The organism is Paenibacillus agri (genome assembly GCF_013359945.1).
In the GTDB taxonomy this organism is placed as follows: Bacteria; Bacillota; Bacilli; order Paenibacillales; family Paenibacillaceae; genus Paenibacillus_AQ; species Paenibacillus_AQ agri.
The window spans coordinates 554,756-576,140 of record NZ_JABWCS010000221.1 but is presented as its reverse complement, the minus strand read 5'-3'; the positions used below and the strand labels follow the sequence as shown (position 1 = coordinate 576,140).

26 protein-coding genes are annotated in these 21,385 nt (G+C 49.3%); 4 read left to right on the top strand and 22 right to left on the bottom strand.

Annotated elements, in window-relative coordinates; translation table 11 throughout:
- Window positions 1-221 precede the first annotated feature (221 nt).
- From rnc to HPT30_RS29390, 10 genes are all read right to left on the bottom strand, one after another.
- Window positions 222-926 carry a ribonuclease III gene (gene rnc, locus HPT30_RS29435; protein ID WP_175374788.1) on the bottom strand — a complete coding sequence of 235 codons (705 nt, stop codon included), beginning with the start codon at window positions 924-926 and terminating at the stop codon, window positions 222-224.
- 15 nt (window positions 927-941) lie between these two features.
- Window positions 942-2,177, bottom strand: coding sequence for a beta-ketoacyl-ACP synthase II (gene fabF / locus HPT30_RS29430; RefSeq protein ID WP_175374787.1), 1,236 nt, complete (start codon window positions 2,175-2,177; stop codon window positions 942-944).
- Window positions 2,178-2,369: 192 nt separating this feature from the next.
- Window positions 2,370-2,603 (bottom strand): acyl carrier protein, encoded by a 234-nt coding sequence (locus tag HPT30_RS29425; RefSeq protein ID WP_019911228.1) that lies wholly within the window; start codon window positions 2,601-2,603, stop codon window positions 2,370-2,372.
- A 122-nt stretch (window positions 2,604-2,725) separates the two neighbouring features.
- On the bottom strand, window positions 2,726-3,475 hold the full coding sequence (fabG, locus tag HPT30_RS29420; RefSeq protein ID WP_066372800.1) for a 3-oxoacyl-[acyl-carrier-protein] reductase: 750 nt from the start codon (window positions 3,473-3,475) through the stop codon (window positions 2,726-2,728).
- 61 nt (window positions 3,476-3,536) lie between these two features.
- Complete coding sequence (fabD, locus tag HPT30_RS29415) at window positions 3,537-4,460, bottom strand: ACP S-malonyltransferase (protein ID WP_175374786.1); 924 nt, start codon at window positions 4,458-4,460, stop codon at window positions 3,537-3,539.
- A 79-nt stretch (window positions 4,461-4,539) separates the two neighbouring features.
- Window positions 4,540-5,529: a beta-ketoacyl-ACP synthase III gene (locus tag HPT30_RS29410; RefSeq protein WP_175374785.1), complete on the bottom strand. Its 990-nt coding sequence runs from the start codon at window positions 5,527-5,529 to the stop codon at window positions 4,540-4,542.
- Window positions 5,530-5,537: 8 nt separating this feature from the next.
- On the bottom strand, window positions 5,538-6,527 hold the full coding sequence (gene plsX / locus HPT30_RS29405) for a phosphate acyltransferase PlsX (protein WP_175374784.1): 990 nt from the start codon (window positions 6,525-6,527) through the stop codon (window positions 5,538-5,540).
- Window positions 6,511-7,107 (bottom strand): transcription factor FapR, encoded by a 597-nt coding sequence (gene fapR / locus HPT30_RS29400; protein WP_175374783.1) that lies wholly within the window; start codon window positions 7,105-7,107, stop codon window positions 6,511-6,513. The genes plsX and fapR overlap by 17 nt, the downstream gene beginning before the upstream one ends.
- 265 nt (window positions 7,108-7,372) lie before the next feature.
- A complete protein-coding gene (rpmF, locus tag HPT30_RS29395) occupies window positions 7,373-7,546 on the bottom strand; it encodes a 50S ribosomal protein L32 (protein WP_026263995.1) in 174 nt (57 codons plus the stop codon).
- A 62-nt stretch (window positions 7,547-7,608) separates the two neighbouring features.
- Window positions 7,609-8,121 carry a YceD family protein gene (locus HPT30_RS29390; protein WP_175374782.1) on the bottom strand — a complete coding sequence of 171 codons (513 nt, stop codon included), beginning with the start codon at window positions 8,119-8,121 and terminating at the stop codon, window positions 7,609-7,611.
- A gap of 160 nt (window positions 8,122-8,281) precedes the next feature.
- On the opposite strand from HPT30_RS29390, the gene HPT30_RS29385 reads away from it, so the two are divergent.
- Window positions 8,282-9,526 carry a nucleotidyltransferase gene (locus HPT30_RS29385; protein WP_175374781.1) on the top strand — a complete coding sequence of 415 codons (1,245 nt, stop codon included), beginning with the start codon at window positions 8,282-8,284 and terminating at the stop codon, window positions 9,524-9,526.
- Here the strand turns inward: HPT30_RS29385 and HPT30_RS29380 are convergent.
- Window positions 9,516-10,553, bottom strand: a complete 1,038-nt coding sequence (locus HPT30_RS29380; protein WP_175374780.1) for a SepM family pheromone-processing serine protease — start codon at window positions 10,551-10,553, stop codon at window positions 9,516-9,518. The genes HPT30_RS29385 and HPT30_RS29380 overlap by 11 nt on opposite strands.
- A gap of 157 nt (window positions 10,554-10,710) precedes the next feature.
- On the opposite strand from HPT30_RS29380, the gene HPT30_RS29375 reads away from it, so the two are divergent.
- The gene (locus tag HPT30_RS29375; RefSeq protein ID WP_175374779.1) at window positions 10,711-11,952 is read left to right on the top strand and encodes a nucleoside recognition protein; all 1,242 of its coding nucleotides are present in this window, start codon (window positions 10,711-10,713) and stop codon (window positions 11,950-11,952) included.
- Here HPT30_RS29375 and coaD read toward each other — a convergent pair.
- From coaD to HPT30_RS29350, 5 genes are all read right to left on the bottom strand, one after another.
- Window positions 11,927-12,442: a pantetheine-phosphate adenylyltransferase gene (gene coaD, locus HPT30_RS29370; RefSeq protein ID WP_175374778.1), complete on the bottom strand. Its 516-nt coding sequence runs from the start codon at window positions 12,440-12,442 to the stop codon at window positions 11,927-11,929. The two genes, HPT30_RS29375 and coaD, sit on opposite strands and share 26 nt — an antisense overlap.
- Window positions 12,426-13,034 carry a 16S rRNA (guanine(966)-N(2))-methyltransferase RsmD gene (rsmD, locus tag HPT30_RS29365; RefSeq protein WP_376767074.1) on the bottom strand — a complete coding sequence of 203 codons (609 nt, stop codon included), beginning with the start codon at window positions 13,032-13,034 and terminating at the stop codon, window positions 12,426-12,428. The genes coaD and rsmD overlap by 17 nt, the downstream gene beginning before the upstream one ends.
- Window positions 13,035-13,918: 884 nt before the next feature.
- Window positions 13,919-14,176, bottom strand: a complete 258-nt coding sequence (locus HPT30_RS29360) for a DUF3973 domain-containing protein (RefSeq protein ID WP_175374776.1) — start codon at window positions 14,174-14,176, stop codon at window positions 13,919-13,921.
- A 667-nt stretch (window positions 14,177-14,843) separates the two neighbouring features.
- Window positions 14,844-15,191 (bottom strand): DUF898 family protein, encoded by a 348-nt coding sequence (locus tag HPT30_RS29355; protein ID WP_175374775.1) that lies wholly within the window; start codon window positions 15,189-15,191, stop codon window positions 14,844-14,846.
- Window positions 15,192-15,353: 162 nt separating this feature from the next.
- Complete coding sequence (locus tag HPT30_RS29350; RefSeq protein WP_175374847.1) at window positions 15,354-15,683, bottom strand: CHY zinc finger protein; 330 nt, start codon at window positions 15,681-15,683, stop codon at window positions 15,354-15,356.
- Between the two features lie 230 nt (window positions 15,684-15,913).
- Between HPT30_RS29350 and HPT30_RS29345 the strand changes: the two genes are divergently transcribed.
- A complete protein-coding gene (locus HPT30_RS29345; RefSeq protein WP_175374774.1) occupies window positions 15,914-16,135 on the top strand; it encodes a DUF6199 family natural product biosynthesis protein in 222 nt (73 codons plus the stop codon).
- Here the strand turns inward: HPT30_RS29345 and HPT30_RS29340 are convergent.
- From HPT30_RS29340 to HPT30_RS29325, 4 genes are all read right to left on the bottom strand, one after another.
- Window positions 16,086-16,583 (bottom strand): GNAT family N-acetyltransferase, encoded by a 498-nt coding sequence (locus tag HPT30_RS29340; RefSeq protein WP_175374773.1) that lies wholly within the window; start codon window positions 16,581-16,583, stop codon window positions 16,086-16,088. The genes HPT30_RS29345 and HPT30_RS29340 overlap by 50 nt on opposite strands.
- A gap of 248 nt (window positions 16,584-16,831) precedes the next feature.
- Window positions 16,832-17,254 carry a hypothetical protein gene (locus HPT30_RS29335; protein WP_175374772.1) on the bottom strand — a complete coding sequence of 141 codons (423 nt, stop codon included), beginning with the start codon at window positions 17,252-17,254 and terminating at the stop codon, window positions 16,832-16,834.
- 145 nt (window positions 17,255-17,399) lie between these two features.
- Window positions 17,400-17,675, bottom strand: coding sequence for a holin (locus HPT30_RS29330; RefSeq protein WP_175374771.1), 276 nt, complete (start codon window positions 17,673-17,675; stop codon window positions 17,400-17,402).
- A 6-nt stretch (window positions 17,676-17,681) separates the two neighbouring features.
- Window positions 17,682-18,485: a glycoside hydrolase family 73 protein gene (locus HPT30_RS29325; protein ID WP_175374770.1), complete on the bottom strand. Its 804-nt coding sequence runs from the start codon at window positions 18,483-18,485 to the stop codon at window positions 17,682-17,684.
- Between the two features lie 328 nt (window positions 18,486-18,813).
- On the opposite strand from HPT30_RS29325, the gene HPT30_RS30540 reads away from it, so the two are divergent.
- Entirely contained in the window at window positions 18,814-18,939 is a 126-nt protein-coding gene (locus HPT30_RS30540; RefSeq protein WP_281364551.1) for a hypothetical protein, read from the top strand.
- A gap of 69 nt (window positions 18,940-19,008) precedes the next feature.
- Here the strand turns inward: HPT30_RS30540 and HPT30_RS29320 are convergent, their stop codons facing one another.
- Complete coding sequence (locus HPT30_RS29320) at window positions 19,009-20,640, bottom strand: diguanylate cyclase domain-containing protein (protein ID WP_175374769.1); 1,632 nt, start codon at window positions 20,638-20,640, stop codon at window positions 19,009-19,011.
- 93 nt (window positions 20,641-20,733) lie between these two features.
- Complete coding sequence (locus HPT30_RS29315; protein ID WP_175374768.1) at window positions 20,734-21,339, bottom strand: pentapeptide repeat-containing protein; 606 nt, start codon at window positions 21,337-21,339, stop codon at window positions 20,734-20,736.
- Window positions 21,340-21,385: the final 46 nt, after the last annotated feature.

The window sequence follows — 21,385 nt, the reverse complement described above, 5'->3', positions numbered from 1 at the left end:
CTAAACTTCAATTCTCACAAGTAGAAACGGCTTTTGCCGTCCTCTAAGGGACGGCATCCGTTTCAGCGAGAAATATAAGGATGATTTATAGCGTAGAACATATAAATTCTTATATTTTCAAAAAAGAGCAGCAACGGTCTGACCTCCGCCTCTACGCCGGCATTCAGACCATTGCTGCTCTCTCTCATCGGCTGTCCCTTTACAGGACAGCGGGTGCGTTATCAGGCACCATCTTCCTTGAGACGCAACAGCGCCGCTGCTGCTGCTTGCTGCTCCGCTTCTTTCTTGGAGCGTCCGCTTCCCCGGCCAAGTGAACGGCTGGCCATGTATACCTCAGAGACAAATTCGCGCTCATGCGCGGGTCCCCGTTCTTCAATGATCCGATACTCCAGCGTACCCATGTTGTGATGCTGAATCAGTTCCTGCAGTTCCGTCTTGAAATCGCTAATCTGCATTTGAAGCTTGCCGTCCGTTTCCACAAGGGGAAATACATGGTTATCCAGGAAGGAGCGTGCTGCCTCCAACCCCTGATCCAGGTAAAGCGCTCCCACGAATGATTCGAACACATCTGCAAGCAGGGCAGGGCGAGTACGTCCGCCCGTCAGTTCTTCCCCTTTTCCCAGAAGCACATACCGTCCAAAGCCCAGTTTCTCGGCGAACTTCACTAGTGATGGCTCGCATACAATTGCCGCCCGCAGCTTGGTCAGCTCTCCTTCTGGCCTGTCCGGCAGCAGATTATACAGATACTCGGAGACTGTCAGCTCCAGGACAGCGTCGCCTAGAAACTCCAGACGTTCATTGTCCTGATGCTGATTAAATCGGTGTTCATTCACGTATGACGCATGGGTAAAGGCCTGCTTCAGAAGCACAGAATCGTGAAATTGGATTTGAAGTTGATGCTGTAACTGCTTCAGGTCTCCTTTCACCGCACTGTCCCCTTACTAGTTGAATTTTTTCAAAATAACGGTTGCGTTATGTCCACCGAATCCAAATGAATTCGACATTACAATGTTCAAATCTGCTTTACGCGGAACATTCGGTACATAATCAAGATCGCATTCCGGGTCTTGATTGTCGAGGTTGATGGTTGGTGCAATCATACCGTTCTGCAGGGAAAGCCCACAGATGATTGCTTCCACTCCGCCGGCCGCGCCAAGCAGGTGACCTGTCATCGACTTGGTGGAGCTGATCGCTACCTTGTAAGCATGATCTCCAAGTGCCTTCTTGACAGCTTCAGTCTCGGACTTGTCCCCTACAGGAGTCGATGTACCATGAGCATTGATGTAATCAATGTCCTCTGGCTTAATCCCCGCATCACGGATGGCCATCTTCATGCAGCGTGCCGCTCCGTCCGGATCTGGCTCTGTCATGTGATGCGCGTCACCACTGAGGCCGTAACCAATAACTTCCGCGTAAATCTTCGCACCGCGCTTTTGTGCATGCTCCAGCGATTCAAGAATCAGGATTCCTGCGCCCTCTCCCATGACAAAACCGTCACGGTCAGTGTCAAACGGACGGCTTGCCTTCTCCGGCTCGTCGTTGCGCGTAGACATCGCTCTCATTGCACAGAAACCGGCCATGCCTGTCGGGCGAATCGTCGCTTCTGCACCGCCACAAATCATAGCATCCGCATCCCCACGTTGGATAAGCCGCAGAGATTCCCCAATAGAATGGCTACCCGTTGCACAAGCAGTTACTGTTGTTGTGTTCGGGCCTTTCGCGCCAAGGTTGATAGATACTTGTCCAGATCCCATGTTGGCGATCATCATCGGAATGAAGAACGGGCTGACACGTTTAGGTCCCTTCTCAAGCAGAAGGTTATGCTGATCTTCCCATGTTCCAAGTCCGCCAATCCCTGAACCGACAGCTACACCAATACGCTCAGCGTCAATGTCATCGCCAATCTTCAGGCCGCTATCCTTCAGTGCTTCCTCGCCAGCTGCTACCGCAAACTGTACAAAACGGTCCATCTTGCGGGCTTCTTTACGACCAAAGCGCTCTTCCGGATCGAAATCCTTGATAGAAGCTGCAATTCTCGTCGGGTATTCACTAACGTCAAATGCTTCAACTAAGGAAACCCCGGATTTACCATTCATCAGACTGTCCCAGAACGTATTCAGATCCTTGCCCAATGACGTCACTACGCCCATTCCGGTAATAACCACTCTATGACTCAAACGCAATCACCTCATCTGTTAACTGTAAGATCAAACCTATATAAACTGCAATTTCCGCAGCAGTACAAGCCATCTGCGGTTCAGTAATTATCCCCATAAGCGGCGCTCTATAAGCACCTGCAAAGCCCATTACGATGCAAAAATGAGGAGAAGTCCCGCCTTAGCAGGATCGGGACTCTCAATCATATGACTCTAGGTATGAGATTGTATGTACTTCACAACTTCACCCACGGTCGTAATCTTCTCTGCATCTTCATCAGAGATTTCCATATCGAATTCATCTTCCAATTCCATAACCAATTCTACTACATCAAGAGAATCAGCACCTAAATCATCTTTGAAAGACGCTTCTAATGTTACCTCAGCTTCATCGGCACCTAAGCGGTCGATGACAATGCGCTTTACACGCTCCAATACATCGGACATCCGGTTCACCTCCTCTTTTGGTATTATACGAGATATGAAGTCAAAATGCCATAGACGGATATAAACGCTTTCCGGCTTCCTCAAATCCCTTGTCCAGCAAGGCTTTGGACCCATTTCGGGGCTTACATGTACATACCGCCATCCACGTGAAGTGTCTGGCCTGTCATGTAAGCAGCCCCTTCGGAAGCCAGGAATACTGTCGCATTAGCGATGTCTTCCGGCCGTCCCAGGCGAGCCAGTGGAATACCTTCCACCAGTCCGCTGCGGACTTCATCGGACAGCTCACGGGTCATATCGGTATCAATGAAGCCCGGTGCGATACAGTTCACGGTAATTCCCCGTGAGGACAGTTCACGCGCCGCAGACTTCGTCAGGCCGATAATGCCTGCTTTGGCTGCCGAGTAGTTGCTTTGGCCAGGATTCCCTGTTACACCCACGACCGAGGAGATGTTAATGATCCGTCCGTAACGTTGTTTCATCATCGGACGTGTAGCTGCCTTCAGACAGTTGAACACGCCTTTGAGATTCGTTTCGATGACCTGATCGAACTCTTCCTCTTTCATACGCATAATCAGATTATCCCGGGTAATGCCAGCGTTATTGACAAGAATGTCAATCCGCCCCCAAGTGTCCAGCACCTCTTTCACGAGCTGGTCTGCCTGCTGAGCATTGCCGACATTGCCCCGGAGGGCAATGCCCTCTGAGCCCAGCTCGACAATCCGCGCCACAGTCTCCTGTGCCGCTTCTTCACTGCCGGCGAAGTTTACGGCCACCTTCACGCCTTGCTCCGCCAGCGCCAGCGCGATACTGCGGCCAATGCCGCGCGAAGCGCCGGTAACGAGGGCTGTCTGGCCCCGTAATGCTGAGAACATAGTTTTATCCCCTTTCATTCGATATGCTTCCTGCTATTATCGCACCTGATCCGCCATTTGCTTACCAGGATGTTTGCGCACTCTCCAGGCTGTTGATGTTGACGAGCTTAACGCTCTTGTCAATTTTACGGATCAAACCTGTTAGTACGCTGCCGGAACCAATCTCTACAAAAGTGTCTACACCTTCGCTAATCATCCACTCTACACTATCATGCCACAATACAGGCGAATACACCTGACGAACCAGCAATTCATGAATTTCTTCAGGATCACTGACCGGTGCTGCTGTGACGTTGACAACGACAGGGACGGATGGAGCATTGAAAGTAATGTTCTTCAATTCAGCAGCCAGACGATCCGCTGCTTCCTTCATTAAAGAAGAATGGAACGGTCCGCTGACTTCAAGTGGAATAGCCCGCTTGCCACCGGCTTCCTTGACGCGTTGTACAACACTCTCTACGCCAGCCTGGGAACCTGATACGACGATCTGTCCCGGGCAATTCACGTTCGCCAGTTCTACCAGACCAGTCCCTTCGGAAATGCTGCGGCACAGCTCTGCCAGTGCATCACGCTCTGCGCCAAGCACCGCGGCCATAGCCCCTTGTCCACCTGGCACAGCCTCTTCCATGAAGCGGCCACGCAGACGCACAAGCCTAACTGCATCTTCGTAGGAAAGAACACCTGCGGCTACAAGCGCGCTGTATTCCCCAAGACTGTGACCAGCCACATAATCCGGCTTCACGCCAAGACCGCGCAGTGCTTCAAGATACGCCACACTTGCTGTCAGCAGCGCAGGTTGAGTGTTAACCGTCTGCTTCAAATCACTGTCCGGGCCTTCGAATACCAGCTGACTCAGTGGAAACCCGAGTACTTCGTCTCCCTTGTCGAATACTGCACGACTGACCGGGAGCGCATCATATACATCTTTACCCATGCCAACTGCCTGCGCACCTTGCCCGGGAAAGACAAATGCAATTTTACCCATAATGTTGATCCCCTTCCCGTAAAAGGTAGCTGCCAAACTACCGGCGATCTACCCTTATCTTCTTCAGTTCAACGTTATATTACCATACCAGAACGGATGCACCCCATGTGAGGCCTCCACCGAAGCCGACCATAAGCACTTTGTCGCCTTCCTTCATCCGCCCTTCTTCTGCCGCTTCAACCAGTGCCAGCGGAATCGACGCTGCCGAGGTATTGGCATATCTATCTACATTAATCACACATTTCTCTGGCGGCAAATCCAGCCGCTGCATCGCCGACTGAATGATACGGATATTCGCCTGATGCGGTACGAACAGATCCACATCTTCTTTAGCCAGACCAGCTTTAGTAAGCACACGTTCCGTAGCCGTCCCCATGATGCGGACAGCGAACTTGAACACTTCACGCCCGTTCATATAGATGAAGTGCTTCTTGTCTTCCACAGTACTTTGCGAGGCTGGGAGACGGGATCCGCCTGCTTCTTGCTTGAGCAGATCGCCGCCGGAGCCTTCGGCACCCAGATCAAAGGACTGGAAGCCACGGCCTTCAGGCACTTCACCGATAATTACCGCACCCGCACCATCACCGAACAGCACGCAAGTATTACGGTCAGTATAATCTGTAATGCGAGAAAGCGTGTCGGCGCCGATAATCAGTGCGTTATTGTACATTCCGTTCTGAATAAAGCCCACAGCAGTTGCCAAACTGTATACGAATCCTGAACAGGCGGCGGACAAATCGAAGGCCGCAGCGCCTTTCGCTCCAAGCTTATCCTGCAGGATGCAGGCTGTGGAAGGAAATGCACTATCAGGAGTAATCGTTGCTACGATAATCAGATCCAGATCTTCCGCCTTCATTCCAGCGGATTCCAGCGCTTTCAGCGAAGCTTCATACGCCAGATCGGAGGTTGCTTCATGTGGAGCTGCAATATGGCGTTCCCGAATCCCTGTCCGGCTCACAATCCATTCATCATTGGTGTCCACGATTTTTTCCAGATCACTGTTGGTCAGGATCTTCTCAGGCACATACTTTCCTGTCCCGATAATCCCAACCGGCCGCAAATTCTTCATATTGTCACTCACTTCCCGCTAATTTCCTTCGATATGCTTGGTACTAGATCAGCCTGCAGGGCAATGCGCGCCTGACGAACCGCATTCTTGACCGCGTTGCCGTCGGATGAGCCATGACCTTTGACGACCAGCCCGCCAAGACCGAGCAGCGGCGCACCGCCATGTTCCTTGTAGTCCATCTTGCCTTTAAGGCTCCGCAGTTCAGGCATCAGCATCGCTGCGCCGAGCTTGGTCTTAAGCGACTTGCTGAATTGCTCTTTCAAAAGCGAGAAGATCGCCCCGGCTGTACCTTCCAGCGATTTCAGCAAAATATTTCCGGCAAAGCCGTCACAGACCAGTACGTCGCAGTTGCCGGTCAGTACATCACGAGCTTCAACGTTCCCGATAAAATGAATACCCGGTACATTCTCCAATAGCGGATAGGCTTCCTTCGTCAGTTCATTGCCCTTCCCTGGCTCTGTACCTACGTTAAGTAAACCAACACGCGGCTTGGCAATACCGTGCACCTTGTTACGGTAGATGCTGCCCATCAGGGCATACTGTGCCAAATGCTGAGGCTTGGCATCCATATTGGCACCAAGATCCAGTGCAAGCACACCGACATCGTCCAGCGTCGGAATCATCGGCGCCAATGCAGGACGCTCGATGCCCTCCATCCGGCCAACAATCAGCAAACCGGTGGTCATGAGTGCCCCTGTATTACCGGACGAGATCATGGCGTCCGCTTCTCCTTCACGCACCATACGTCCGGCAACGACCATCGACGAGTCCTTTTTACGGCGCACCGCTCTTACAGGCTCTTCATCTGCCTCAATAACCTCTCCTGCATGGCGTACCGTCACGTTAGACGGCATATTCTTCAGCAGTGGTAACAGTCTGGCTTCGTCTCCGACGAGCACGAGCTGTGTATCCTGCCACTCCGCGGCCGCGGACAATGCACCCTCTACGTTACATTCAGGAGCATTGTCCCCGCCCATGGCATCAATGGCGATCCGCACTGCGGTTTCCCCCTTCGCTGTTTTCTTCAACTGCAGACCGATACACGATAAAATGGCCCTGAAACACCATTTCCTCACCAACATATGTGAATACATCCACTTCAGCCTTGCCTCCGCGCCCAGCGAGCGAACGCACCTGAGCTTTGGCAATGCATTTCTCTCCCAAATGAATCATACGCAAGAAACGGATATCAGCTGAAGCCGTCAGGGCAATCTCATCGTCAATCACGGCGACTGCAAGCGAATTGGCCTGGGCGAATACGTAATGTCCGCGTGCAATGCCGTTTCTGGAGAAGACATGATCCTCACTAATCTCAAATATTGAAATGCCGCTCCTGTCGAGCTGCAAGTCTACTATATCCCCTATCACTTCATCCGCAGGCAGTGAGCGCACCTGATCATAGGAATGCTCAGCCATCTGCTTCATACGCTCACGCAGCTCCGGAATCCCAAGCTCCATCCGATCCAGACGAATCGTCTGAATGCTCACCTTCAACTGCCGGGTCAGTTCCCGGTCAGTCATGAAAGGATTGCTTCCGATAATCTGAAGCATATGCTGCTGACGATCCTTTTTAGACATCCGCTCGATGGCGGCTCACCTCCTGGCACGTGCTGAAAACAAAAGCATCCGGCCACACAATGGCCGCTGTCTATATGGATATAAAATCTTATAACTTCATTTTAGAACCAGGTACTAATATGTAGTATAAAGCATGCCGCCGGAAAAATAAAGCATTGACTTCCAAAGCGGCTTCTCATTTGTATCTAAAACTATGTAAGTTAATGATTAAAAGAAACGCCCTCCTCTTATAATAAAAGGAGAGCGCTCGTCATCTCGCCAAAAACTATTGCTTGATGATTTCTCTTGCTTTGTACGTTCCGCACACTTTGCATACGTGGTGAGCAAGCTTCAATTCTCCGCATTGTTCACATTTAACCATGCCTGGCACAGCCAATTTAAAGTGAGTGCGACGTTTGTCACGGCGTGTCTTGGACGTTCTACGTTGAGGTACTGCCATGTGATTCCACCTCCTAATTTGTTTTAACCCGCGAAGCGCGGAAGACAGGTTCATTTAATGTATCATTTGAAAAAGTCTTTCAACCCAGCAAGTCGAGGATCGACCACTGTGTTGTCGCAACTGCAGGTGCCTTCGTTCAAATTTTGTCCGCAAGTCTGACAAAGACCAAGACAGTCTGCCTTGCACAATGCCGAATCCGGCAAGTGCAGTACGAAAGTTTCTTCCAGATGCGGAACAAGATCCACAATCTCGTCCTTGACGTAGATGAGTTCATCATCTTCATCTTCTTCCGGAAGATCTGGCTGCTTCAGCCACTTGAAAGTCTCGGCAAAAGGAATCTTCAAATGACTATGAGCCTCATTGAGACAGCGGCCACATAACATGTCCACATCTCCACTCAGCGTTCCCACCACGTTCACCTGATCGGTACCCGCGGGCAGCGCATTAAGGTTAACTGAGAGGGGGCTAATGTCCAGAATATCCTTACGCCCTCTGACAACCTCGCTTACATCCATGGTTTCATGGATCTGCAAGGGTTCGTCGGCATTCGCAATTTTGCGAAAGTGAATCTTCATCAGTATCACTCCAAACAAACAAAATTTATTATACCTAGCATTGGTTAGCTTTGTCAACCATTTTCCCTTTATATTGTTTCAGAAAAGACGGAGAATTATGATATAACTATTGGCAGGAGCCAAAAGCCGACTATTATAACAATACAGGAGTGAGGTATCCGTGACAACGGTAGGTATTATTGCAGAATATAATCCTTTACATAACGGGCATGTTCATCATTATAGAGAGGCGAAAAAGATCTCCGGCGCCGAGCACACAGTTGTAGTGATGAGCGGCCCCTTCACCCAGCGCGGCGAGCCGGCGGCGGTGAGCAAGCAGGCCCGCACGGAGATGGCGCTCCATATGGGCGCCGATCTCGTGCTTGAGCTGCCGGTGGCCTATGCCGTTCAGCCGGCAGAATGGTTCGCCCACGGAGCCGTGGCCCTGCTGGAAGCGACCGGAGTCGTGGACAGCCTGTGCTTCGGCTCCGAAGCCGGCACTTTGGGCTCGCTGCTGCCCCTCGCGGCATACCTCGCCGACGAGAGCAGCGAGCTTCAGGGCGAAATCCGCCGCCGCATGGCGCTCGGAGAGAGCTTTCCCGCCGCCTACAGCGCAGCGGCGGCGGTCGCCTGGGAGGGGTTTCTCCTGGGAGAGGAGAAACCGGACGGCGGCAGCGCAGCTGAGCTTCTGCGCCAGCCGAACAACAGCCTCGGCTTGCATTATCTCATCGCGCTCCAGCGGCTAAAGAGCAAGATCACTCCGCTTACTGTGCCGCGGACCGGCGCAGGCTTCCATGATCCGCTCCAGCACGGCTCCTCGATCGCCAGCGCCACGGCTATCCGCCGGCTGCTGGGAGAAGGCGGTTCTCCGGCACCCTATATGCCGGAATATAGCCTGTCCATCCTTGAGCGCGAGCGCGCGGCTGGCCGCGGCCCACTGGACTGGGAGAGCTTCCGCATCCCTCTGCGCCATCTGCTCTCTACCCGCACCGCAGACGAGCTGCGGTCCTTCCATGACATGAATGAAGGCCTGGAGAATCGTCTGCTCCGCGTCATGCCCGAGCTCGAGCAGTTCACGATAGAGCACCTGCTCCAGTCGGTGAAGAGTAAACGCTACACCCGCACTCGCCTCCAGCGGCTATTGCTCCATCTTCTGCTGGGGCACAGCAAGGAGGAACTGGCTTCTTCCGCACTGGCAGAGGGTCCCGGCTATATCCGTGTCCTCGGCTTTCGGGAAAGCGGCCGGCCTCTGCTCAAAAAAATGAAGCAAAGCGCTACCCTGCCCGTCGTCTTGCGGCCTGCGCTTTGCCCCCATCCACAGCTTACCCGTGATATTCAGGCCGCTGCTGCTTATGCCGGTGCCTTCCAGCACCCCTTGCGCGCGGACCTGTACCGCGATTATCTGGAGCCTCCGGTCAGGGTTTGACCGGAAGCTTTTTCATATAATCCAGTGCCTCTGTAAGCGTAGATACGGGTACCAGCTTCATAGCTGTCCCGATCTTATCCGCTTTCGTCTTAGCTTCATCGTAATTTTTGACAGGCACGAAGAAAAACTCCGCTCCAGCCCGGTCGGCGGCTACAATTTTGTGCTTCACCCCGCCAATCGGTCCTACCACACCATCTGCATCAATGGTGCCGGTTCCGGCTACCCGATGTCCTTTGGTAAGATCACCAGGCGTCAAACGATTGTAAATTTCCATCGTAAACATCAGACCTGCCGAGGGACCGCCAACATCTGTGTTGACAAAGCTTACGCTTTTCCCAGGTTCCTGAGGCTCCACTCTTTGAACCGCACCAATGACCACACCTAGACCCGGACGCCCAGCTGCCGCGTCTTTATCCTTCACTTCTACAAGCGTAACTTCTTCTTCCAGCTTCTTATCCGCACGCTGCAACGTTACTTTCACCTTATCGCCAATGCTTCGCGCAGATAACAGGGTAGAGAGGGCCGCCGGATCCGTTACCGGTTTACCATCCACATTCAAGATCTTGTCTCCCGGCTGGAACTGGCTCTTGTTGCTCTGATTAGGAACGGAGAACACATAGAGATAGTCGGTAACATCCTTATAAGGAATGCCTGCCGCATGATAGGCTGCCTGCACTGCCAGAGACTGAGAGCTGTTCATATAATAGACCTGTTCTGCTGCATATTCTGCTTCAGACTTATCTCCAAGCCGCGTATCCTTACGGGCAATTTCTGCATTGCTGTTGAACATATTAGCCACCAGTAACGCCACATTGGCATAACTGGCCGAAACCGTCGTCATCATGAAGGTTCCTTGTTCGGCGGGATCACCATTCTCCACCTTAATCATCGGAGCGACCTCCGAAGCGCTGCCCGGCTGGTACATGATGTATGGCGTACTCATAAATACAAATACATAAACGACCACTATAAACGTGCAAAGGTAGACTATAGAGCGAAGTCCTGCCCGGCGCTTCAGTTGTTTCACGGTTGTTCCCTTCTTTCCCCTGACTCTAGCGTAAAACATATAAATCCTTATATTTCAAAAAGACACCGCCACCAGCCTTTGGCATGACGGTTGTCTCCCCTGCATAAATTGATAACATTACCACCCTGTCCTAAGTTATGAAGAGGTGATCCCAGAAATGAACACTAAAATACGCAGGCTCGGAGTCCGGTCCATCCCGTTTCTCTCCGGGATGCTGGCCATTCTGCTCGCCGCAGCCATCGTGGCTTCGCCAGAGTCGTCCTTTGCAGCCTCGCTGCAAGGGCTTAAGCTCTGGTGGAGCCTCGTCTTCCCGGCGCTGCTGCCATTCCTGATGCTGTCAGAGATGCTGACCGCATCAGGCTTTGTACACGGAATCGGCGTGCTATTGGAACCGCTGATGACGCGGGTCTTCCGGCTACCCGGGGCCGGTGGCTGGACGCTTGCCCTGGGGGCCACTGCCGGATTCCCCGGCGGTGCCGGGGGCGTCCTCCAGCTTCACAAGCAGGGCAGCCTTACTGGCAAAGAAGCGGGAAGGCTCGCCTCGCTCGTCCATTTTGCAAGTCCTGTAACGCTGCTTATCGTTATCGGAGCAGCGCTGCTGCACAATCCTGCAGCAGGCTATAGCCTGCTGGTCCTGCATTGGCTGGCGGGCCTACTGGCAGGCTTCACTGCAGCCCGGCTGGGGTGGCAGCCTTCAAAGCCACCTGCTCCGGCGACCGTATCGCACAGCAAGCGAGACTCTCTGTATCACCGGGTCACGAATGCTGCTGCTCATGCCCGGGCACAAGATGGCCGGAGCTTCGGCAAGCTGCTGGGCGAAGCTGTAGGCAATGCGGTACAGAACCTGATGGTCGTAGGTGGTTACATTATTATGTTCGCCGTAATCATCAACATCCTGGTCCGCTTGTTCCCCGGACTGCCCGCAGCCTTGCCGGCCAGTCTGCTGGAGCTTCACTTGGGGACCCAGGCTTTGACCGGCATCAATGAGACAGCTGGAGCTAATGCCGCTTCATCACCGAACGGAACAGCCGGTATCCTGGGCTTCGCCCTGCTGTCGGCAGCGCTGGGCTGGAGCGGCATCTGTGCACAGCTTCAGGTGCTGACACTGCTAAAATCAGCAGGTATACGGCTCCTGCCATTCGCAGCAGTCCGTCTGCTGCACGGCAGCTACGCTTTTGTATTGACCCTGCTGCTCTGGAAGCCGCTTATGTCACTGCAAGAGAAGAGCCTGCCGACTTTTACGGGAACACAAATTCTGCCCGCCGGAGACGTACAGACTTATACATTATGGAGCGCATTTCCGCAGCTACTGGGTGTACAAATCGCCCTGCTAGCCCTGCTCATGCTGCTTTCTGGTGCAGTGTATCTCTTTACTACACTTCGTCGGCGTTCCGGTTGAACTTGAGCTTCATCGCTTGCTCTACCTCGGGTGTGACAAACTCAGTGACATTACCGCCGAAATGGGCAATTTCCTTCACCACACTGGAACTTAGATAAGAATATTTCGGGTTAGTCATCATAAAAATAGTCTCCGCTGTCGGACTAAGACTATGATTAATGGAAGCATTCTGCAATTCATATTCAAAATCCGTTACGGTGCGTATTCCACGTACGATGACCTGTGCATCTTTTTGCCGGACATAGTTAACTAGCAGATCCCTGAAGCTGTCGATCTCCACGTTAGGGATGTCCGCTGTAGCCTGGCGCAGCAGGTCAGTACGTTCCTCCACGGTGAACAACGGGTTTTTGCTTAAATTGTTCAGCACCGCTACGATCAGACGGTCAAACTGCTTGGCCGCACGATGAATAATATCCATATGCCCCATGGTGACCGGATCAAACGTTCCCGGATATATGGCAATACGTTCTTTTCTAATTGGCTGACTCATCCTGTTCCTCCCCACCGCTTCCGGTTTCATCCGGTCCAGCGGCTTCATACTGATAAATCGAGACTGTCGTTTCTCCGTACACAGCTTGCCGTACTCTGTAGAATCCCTTGATATCCTCAGGGTAGTCATATCCTGATTCATGTTCAAGGACGATCGTCGCATCTTCTTCCAGCAGCCCTTTTTCCGCTAAAGCCAGCATCAGCTCATCCCCGTGCTTCAACCGGTAGGGCGGATCCAAAAACACCAGATCGAACCGTCTCCCCCGTTTTTCCAAAGCGCTGATCGCTCTGCCCGCATCGTTCCGGTAAACTTCTGCCTGACTCTCAAGCTTGGTTGCCTTCAGGTTGGCACGCACCGTGTCTATGCTTTTAGGCTCCATATCCACAAATACGGCCTTGTCCATGCCTCTGCTCAGGGCTTCTATCCCTAATCCGCCTGTACCGGCAAACAAATCAAGCGCCGATCCCCCGTCAAAATAAGGGCCAATCATGCTAAATAGCGCTTCCTTGACCTTGTCCGTTGTTGGCCTTGTCCCACTTCCCGGAACACTTTTAAGGGGCCTCCCCTTTGCACTTCCCGATACCACTCTCACGACTTTGCTCACCTGCTTATATCTCTGTTTATTATGCCAAAAAGGGCACAAGTTCACGCCTATCGTACCACATTCGCCCGCCGAAATAAAAAGTTTGTATCATTATGTCGGATCTAGCGGTATCCCACCTTTTCCGAGCAATTTCTAAAGCCGTATGTATAAGATCGAGCAAGCCGGGACATCATGTAGTTATCGACATCACAAAATGTCGTAGACAACCGCGGAGCAGGCTTACGTTTCCCCATAAGCTCTTCGTCCGGTTTCTCCTCTCCCATGAAAGAGACCCTAGAAATAGGGTCTCGATTTTTTGTTTATAACCCCTTACGCATCAAGGGGATATTCATTTTCAAATACACCAAATTTTATATTTACATGAGCCATTTTATGAGCGCCTATTTATAAAACACCATTTACGATTCTCCATAACAATGTTAACTTTATACGATGGACAAAAGAAAGCAATACAAAGCATTCTAACTGCAAAATGTGCCACTCGAATAAAACGGAGATCGCCTTGTACCTCACCAAAGTTTAAATAACGGCATTTTCGTACCTTAAATTCTGTGAAGAGGTTGGCCAGCTCAACTTAAGAGCATTTTTGTACCTTAAATCTTCTGATATCATGCTTTAAATCAGATTCTCAGTAAAGTAGCATACAAAAATGCCCTTATTTCCTTAATTTGACCTAAAAAGGTTGAATTAAGGTACAAATTTGCCCTTAGTTTAGGAAGACAGCGAGCTAGGCCAACTTTACGATGCAATTGATGGAAATAAATGAATCGATTAAATTAATGAAATAGATTAAATATAATAAATGCACACAAAAAACGGATGCTGTCCTCCATTGAGGATATCACCCGTTTTTGCCACCTCGTTTTTGCCACCTAATGATATTCGCTAAATTCCGAATTTTCCATAGCAGATTGCTGAACGGGTAACCAACTATTAATGGTTTTTAATTGCACATAATCATTATCGATTGTTAATTGTATATTGTCTTGTGCTTCTCTGTGTTCTTCTTCGCACATCCCCAAATGGATCATTGCCCCAGTTCCTGGGTCTACATAAAGTCCTTTCTTGAAAACACTTCCTTGGCTATTTTTCCCTTGATGTATTTGTGAACAAACGATGCAATAATACATACATAATCACCTCTTCTTATAAAATTGTTCAAACCTAAATTCCGAGTGTGAGGACACTATCCCCGCTATTCTAAATACGATTAGTATTGAGATCGACCTAACTTTGGTTATCTCTCTATGTGATTCGGTTATCTCTCTGTGTCGTTTGGTTAAAGTTTGATTATCGTTTGCTTGTGTGATTTGCTTGGGGTGTTTCTTTACCATTAGCATGGGTGCTTTCTTCTAATTAGCTTGGTTAGCTCATGTGGTTTGGTTCTGACCGTCAGATGGGCATTTGAACGTTAACTGATTACGTTGCTTTTACCCCATCGGAAAATGCTGCAATACCACTAATAAGAACAGATGAATTGTATGACATCATTTTTGATTTTCACCACCCTAACCTATTTTGAAATCAGCATATGATAAAGTGTTGAGATGAGTGCAGGTCCATTGAGATCGTGTTGAGAAAACTTCAACGCTTGCTGAGAAATATGTTGATAATTCGATTTCTTCTCAAGTGAAACAAGTAGCTCATGCAGGGCTCTTCACTTGAACAGTTACGCTATCAACAGGCTTCTAATGCTGCTATTTAAAACAAATACCCGCCACCACTTAAGGTTGACGGGTATTTGTCCATGTAGCCAGTTAGCTTACTTCGATGCTTATGTTCATTTAGGCATATGTATTAGAAATGAGTATGCTTTACCTTCCACTGTTCCAGTTTTATGAACAACCAAAAAGAATAAATACCTACAGTAATAAAGCACAGAACCCACCACTTAATCCAGTTTCCGAAAAGCTGTATTGCTGTACCGTCAAACTTTTGACGGCGACCATCAATGACGGTATGTTCGACTTTCCAACGGTAAATCATAACGAGGGCCCATGGATAGCAAATTCCCAACGTCAGTACCGTTACTAACGCTCCTATAATGCTCCATCCAATGTACTGCACAAGACCACCGTCAAAATAGGACTGACCCTGTCCATTTTGCTCTACTCCTGCCACATTAACGTTTACCACAGTACTCATGCCCATCAATCCTCTACATTTTTTCATACAATACATTATATTCATCTAGATGGAACCATTTTCCTGCTCGTACTATTCCGTTTAATAAAAAAATCCCTCCATGTGTAACCTACCCGGACGATGCCGCCTTCAATTTCTGCCACAGCCCAACAAGCATCAAATTCACATTTCAAAATATAAATGATAATGATTTTGACACCCTGGATTGAAAGCAGCCTTACAGCCAGGGCACGATGAGCCGCACGTCATGTATTCATGAATGGTTAACTGGTGACCACACGCCCCGCACAGAATTGCTTGTTCATCCCTCTGATGCTTTCCCCACCTCACTGCAGAATGACCTCCAACTTCTTCGTGACACTTGTAACAAGGATAATAAATATCGCAGCATGCAAAACGAATCGCGATAATATCTATTGGTGAATGGTAATGCCTGCAGCGGGTTTGGGAATCTATTTGGACCCCGCATACTTTTACGCCATGTATGTTCATATAATATTGTTCAGAAGTATCTGACACTTTATCAACCCCTTAGATTTTTTTTCACAGATGTTCACCTGCCAATCGTTTACAATTGCATTGGTGGAGGTGAATACATATGTCTCAATTAGTAATTTTTATCATTATTTTTGTTCTGCTTACTGTCGGCATCCGTATTTGGAAATCCCGGCAAAAATAGAATATAGTTTAGGTAATTCATAACGAAAGGAGAGACTCCTAAATTGAATGGATATTTTCTCATTATTCTAGGCGGTCTGATTATTGCACTGGGCATCTTTACGATTCGCAAGCCCACCTTTGGGTGGAAGATGAACGAAGCTTGGAAAGTTAAAAATGACTCCGAACCCAGCGATGCCTATATAGACATGGCCAAATTCGGAGGTCTAGTAACCGTCATTCTTGGTTCATTTCTATTACTGGGAGGAATACTGAATCTGTTGTGAGATCTTGCTCCAGCCGGATCATGTCGATACACTGCAGATCATTCTCGAAGATCTCTTCAGGATAATGTCTGATAAAATAATCACGATCCACCCCAATGATTCTGAAACCGCATTTTTGATAAAGACCGAGCTGATGCAAGCTGGAATTTCCCGTGCCGATTTCTATAGTTTTGTAGCCCTGCGACTTGGCTGTCGCTATGGCATGCTGTACCAGCCGCTTCCCTACGCCCTGGCCATGAAGATGTTCCACCACCGCAATATTGACCAATTCTACCGTCCCCGGCCGGGTTGGAAGCAGTACATACACGCCAACGATTTCCCGCTCGACTAACGCGATGTAACACTCTCCTCTTTCTATGTACCCTTCAACAACTGACACCGAGGGATCGGCCAACAGCAGTAGCTCCATCGGAGGAGCTTCATGCGGTCCTATCTTTCTAATATTCACAACCATGACACCACCTGACTCTTCGTATGTAATTATGATGATTTTATTGTATCGGTTGTTAATAATGAAGAGTAGGTCTTTTTTTAGAAAAATAGATTTTTTCCATTCCATATAAAAAAAGTGACCCTGCCGCGATCCGGCAGGGTCAAAGTCTATATTATAAGGGGGTCATGCCATTACTATACTCACTCCAGCTTAAATCTACCTGAAAAGAATATAAAGATTTGATTAATTGTGCGAGGAGAGCATTAATCCGAAACGAGAATACCGTCAAAGCTTTCAGGACCGACACGAACTGTTCCCAGCAATGAAGAGGAGACGAAGGCTGTATACGTGATCTGTGGTGTGACTGGCGGTTGAAAATCCGTAGCTGAGAAAGTGATAAGCTGCGGAGCCAACACACTGAGATCAAAGGTAGAAGTCGCAGAATATACAACTGGGTCGGTTGGGAGGGTTCCTCTAACAATAGTAACTTTAATTCCTACCAAATCCAGAGGAACTTGCACAGAAATCGTTCCCGTCAAGATTACGCGAGGGTTAGCACCAACGCCAGCTGTCACCAAGCCGATTTGTCCAAAAAGCTGTGGAGTGTTAATGAACGTGATCGGAATTGCAATGGAGTTGGCGTAGCTGGCATTCTGTGATGTTCTGCCATCAACATAAGTTCCCATAAGAATGCACCTCCTTTCTTTTTAACATACTCTATTGTATTAACCTTACTACCCGTTGGCTTGGTTAAATCTCCTCTATCAAAAGCTTGTTTCACTAGAAAAACAACCCTTATCTGCGAGCTTAACCTATAACCCCCTACTTCTATCACTCTTTAGTTGTACCCTCCCGTTTGTTAAAAGCCAATTCAAACAGCCCTGTAGCAGATAACCCTGCCAGTCCGCCTGCCCAAAGACGCATTATCAAATCCATATTGGTAAATGGGTAGGAAACAACTCCCACCACCAGGCCAAGCGCCAGACCCACAACAGGCACCAGATTGCGTGGCAGGTTGAAGCTGTTCTTCACCAGTTGCACGAGAGCCATTACAAATACTGCGAGCATCGAAGCAAAAGCCAATACAGTGTTGAGCTCAGCATTCATCTCAGATCATCCTTTCTTAGTTATTAAAAGACCAGCACGATTCAATACCGTCAAAATGCGGTAAAAATCATAACTTCCCCCGGACGGTGTATCCAGTAGTCCAGCTGCGGTTGCCGCTTTAACCGCCGGCTCGGCCCAATCTGGCACATTCATGACCGCCCGGTTCTCAACAGCAGCTATTCGGTCAATCACATTTTTGATCGCCTGCCCCTGCTCCTGCACACCCGTCTTCAGCGTATCCCTGCTGATATTCAGACCGGCTATCAATCCATTAAGCGCCTTAACCTGCTCCTCCAGGCTTGCGAGCTTCTGCTTATCTTCAGCCGACATCTCGTCGTCCCCCTTTCCTTGCTCATCAAATTGGTAAAGATTATAGGTGTCCATCATTGAAATCAGTTTGGCTGCGTAACCCGGGTCGGTGGCATAACCGGCAGCGGCAATGGCATGGGCTGCTGCTATGCCAGTAGTCCCGATAACCTTGCTATAAATTTTAGGATTCCAGGACACTCCGTTGACCAGTAATCTGGAATGGTCAGCGACGGATTCGCCCCAATTGTTATAGGCACGAAAGGCAGCCTGAACCTGAACCGGCTTTCCATTGACATATTCCGTAGTCAGCATGGTGATACTTCCAGCCGGCCCGCTGCCTTTTATACCAAATAAATTATTGGCTTTCACCGTAAGTCCGCTGCTGCCCCAGCCGGATTCAAGAGCGGCCTGCGCAATCGTCAAGGAAGCTGCAACTTTACTGCTTCGCATGCTGTCCACCGCAAAAGGTGCAATTTTTGCGATGAAATCCGCCTCTTTCATATCATCACATCCTTTCTACTACTATCTAATGCCAGTCCGCACAAAATGCTTGTGCATATCCCCTGCTTTTCTCTATTTCCGTTTGAAAATCATACAATAATTCTCTAAATCTATAATTTGTCATTTTCCCGTCATTGAGAAGAAATATAATAAAAATAAGGTGCTAAAGAACTATACGCTCAATCATGAAGTCAGGAGGAAGGTTTGGTAGATTGTTTTAGGTGTTTTTATTCATATTGTGGAAATTTTAAGCAAGTAATCGTTGAGATTTTCATAGTTATGGCGTAAAATATAGTAGTATTCGACTATTAAGGGGGTCTAAAAGACTATGCCGTCATATTATTTTAAGGAAATTTGGACGCCTCTGCGTTGGATCGGGATCAAATATTTCCGGGACGATGAGGGTCATCTCTGGATCAAATGGTGGGCTAAACCGAGAAAAAGGCTGCGTTAAGCAGTACGGCACCATATCCTTTACCAGGAATACAGTGCACTTAGTGCTCAACCAGCCTTTTCGGTTTGATTATGAATTAGCTTCGAACGTAATCCGGTTTTTGCCGGTACGTTTGGATATATAAAGGGCTTCATCCGCGAGGCGCATCGTCTCGCGTGTGTCCTGCCCGCTTCCTACACTCCAGACAGCTGCGCCAATACTGCAGCCGACATTCACTCCCTCCTCCAAATGAAAGGGCTGGTTAATCGTGTTAATAATACGTTTGGCTACTACCTCCGCCTCCTGCATTGGCTTGCTTACCGAGGTGTGCAGCACTACAACGAATTCGTCCCCGCCAAGTCTGGCAACAATCTCATTATCCCGTGTGCACTCCTGAAGACGGCAAGCTACTTCCTGCAGAAGTCTGTCACCTGCGGCATGTCCTAGCGTATCATTCACTTTCTTGAATCCGTCTAGATCCAGATAGAGAAAGCTCAGCGTGGTACCCTTCTGTTTCGCCCGGCTGACTGCATGGACCAGGAAGTCATTCAACGCCATTCGGTTGGGTAGACCGGTAAGAACATCATGATGAGCGATATCGGACATGAACCCTAGCGCCGTTTCTGTGCGTGTAAGGTTGTTAACCAAATTTTTTAGAGATGATGATAAGGTGTTAACCTCTTTATACCTGTGGCTTTCCGGAATTTCTGCTTCCTCGCCCGCAGCCAGCCGATCGGCCGTTATCGCAATGTGGTTCAGCGGCCGTACAATCCACCGCGCTACGAACCATCCCAGCACTCCGAACAAAGCCGCTGTCACCATACCAACGATTATGATAAACCGCTCAAGCTGACGAACAGAGGCAAAGGCTATATCCGCAGGCTGGCGAATAATGACCGACCACCCTAAGCCGGGATAGTCCATATACCCATCACCGTAGGCATATCCTGTCAGATAAGAAGAGCCACTGGCATCCTTTTCCACCAGCCAGGAATTCTCCCCCTTACGGACGTGCTGAAGACTCTCCCCGGTCATTTGGTGCCCTACCATCTTCTTAGGCCCCACCAGAGTGGTGTCATCCTTCTTACTGACTACAAAAACCTCAACACCCTTCATCCGTTCCTCCAAAGGTGCGAGAATCGACCGCTCTACCTCCCGTGACCATTCCCAACTAAAATGTGCAGCCAGAACGCCATTCTTCTGTCCTTGCTTGCCATAAATAGGAACGCTTACATCAACAAACTGCAAAGGTTCTCCGCTAGGGTTCGGCAGCAGCTTGGCGAGCAGCACCGCATCGTGGACGTCACCTATGAATTTATCTTTGATGCCCTCTTGAAACACCGGGCGCTGACTTATATTTTGTCCTAACAGAATATTGTCCGTCGAAGCCACTACTTCCCCATGAGTATCCAGATACCCCACCCAGGTGAACACAGGCATGCTTTGCTTCAACTGGTTCAGCAGCACGCTGACCTCTGTCTTATCCACTGGTTCCTGAAAAGCATTCAACTTACTCAGAACTTCAACCTCTCCGGAACGCGACCACATAAAGTGATCCAGCTTCTCCGACATCTGTTCAGCCACCTCCGTTAAGGTGCTCCCGATACTCACCTCGACGGTTTTGGTGGACTCATTGCCGATTATATAGCTTAAGAGTGCTGTCAGCATGATAATAATAACAGCGAAGGCGCCTGAGAATACGGTGCGCAAATTCAATGACACAATTCATTCTCCTTATCCGATCCTGCTTGAGTGAAAACGCTACTATTCTATCATCGGATTCCTCTTAAGTTTTCAACAGTCTGTTTTCTCAGCTCAGCCTACCTTCGCACCAAGCGAGCGTGCCAGAAGTACAGCTTGCTCTACATCCATTCGCACCCCTTGCCAATCGAGGCCTTTCAGATCAATACCTTCCAGCTTCGCGTCCCGGAGATCCGCCCCCTTCAGCTTGCACTGGCCAAGTTGTACCCTGCTTAAATCCGCTCCGCGGAGATCACTTTTCTGTAAATCACAGCCAAACAGATCCGCCTCTAAAAATCTTATCCCGCGCAGGTTCTGCTTGCTCAAATTGGCGTGTCTCAGATTGGTGTATGACCAATCACCACCTGTGATCGTCAGTCCGTCAAGCGCTGCGTTGGAGAAATCTGAACCGACCATTTTGCAATCTTCAAATTTTACGACGAACAGATTAGTCCCGCTGAATTTACAATTCGTGAACGCTGAACCCCTATGCAGTGATGCATTCAGATAGGCACCCGTAAAATCACAATCAATAAACTGACATCCTGTAGAGGTCATTTCTTCCATAGACGCACCCTTGAACGAGCATTGTTCGAAGATACAGCCGTTCAGTTCACCATCCTGCAAATTACTTTGGTCAAAATTATGATGGTGAAAAGTTTCATTATCGTATTGATACATGTCTGACCCACCCTTATTCGATATTAATGTAAATTTTTACTACAAA

Bases quoted from the DNA above. Each gene is read 5' to 3' on its own strand.
- HPT30_RS29425 (WP_019911228.1), bottom strand. From the start codon at position 2,603: ATGTCCGATGTATTGGAGCGTGTAAAGCGCATTGTCATCGACCGCTTA.
- fabG (WP_066372800.1), bottom strand. From the start codon at position 3,475: ATGTTCTCAGCATTACGGGGCCAGACAGCCCTCGTTACCGGCGCTTCG.
- fabD (WP_175374786.1), bottom strand. From the start codon at position 4,460: ATGGGTAAAATTGCATTTGTCTTTCCCGGGCAAGGTGCGCAGGCAGTT.
- HPT30_RS29410 (WP_175374785.1), bottom strand. From the start codon at position 5,529: ATGAAGAATTTGCGGCCGGTTGGGATTATCGGGACAGGAAAGTATGTG.
- fapR (WP_175374783.1), bottom strand. From the start codon at position 7,107: ATGTCTAAAAAGGATCGTCAGCAGCATATGCTTCAGATTATCGGAAGC.
- rpmF (WP_026263995.1), bottom strand. From the start codon at position 7,546: ATGGCAGTACCTCAACGTAGAACGTCCAAGACACGCCGTGACAAACGT.
- HPT30_RS29390 (WP_175374782.1), bottom strand. From the start codon at position 8,121: ATGAAGATTCACTTTCGCAAAATTGCGAATGCCGACGAACCCTTGCAG.
- HPT30_RS29375 (WP_175374779.1), top strand. From the start codon at position 10,711: ATGAACACTAAAATACGCAGGCTCGGAGTCCGGTCCATCCCGTTTCTC.
- coaD (WP_175374778.1), bottom strand. From the start codon at position 12,442: ATGAGTCAGCCAATTAGAAAAGAACGTATTGCCATATATCCGGGAACG.
- HPT30_RS29360 (WP_175374776.1), bottom strand. From the start codon at position 14,176: ATGTATTATTGCATCGTTTGTTCACAAATACATCAAGGGAAAAATAGC.
- HPT30_RS29355 (WP_175374775.1), bottom strand. From the start codon at position 15,191: ATGAGTACTGTGGTAAACGTTAATGTGGCAGGAGTAGAGCAAAATGGA.
- HPT30_RS29350 (WP_175374847.1), bottom strand. From the start codon at position 15,683: ATGAACATACATGGCGTAAAAGTATGCGGGGTCCAAATAGATTCCCAA.
- HPT30_RS29335 (WP_175374772.1), bottom strand. From the start codon at position 17,254: ATGGGAACTTATGTTGATGGCAGAACATCACAGAATGCCAGCTACGCC.
- HPT30_RS29330 (WP_175374771.1), bottom strand. From the start codon at position 17,675: ATGAATGCTGAGCTCAACACTGTATTGGCTTTTGCTTCGATGCTCGCA.
- HPT30_RS29325 (WP_175374770.1), bottom strand. From the start codon at position 18,485: ATGAAAGAGGCGGATTTCATCGCAAAAATTGCACCTTTTGCGGTGGAC.
- HPT30_RS30540 (WP_281364551.1), top strand. From the start codon at position 18,814: ATGCCGTCATATTATTTTAAGGAAATTTGGACGCCTCTGCGTTGGATC.
- HPT30_RS29315 (WP_175374768.1), bottom strand. From the start codon at position 21,339: ATGTATCAATACGATAATGAAACTTTTCACCATCATAATTTTGACCAA.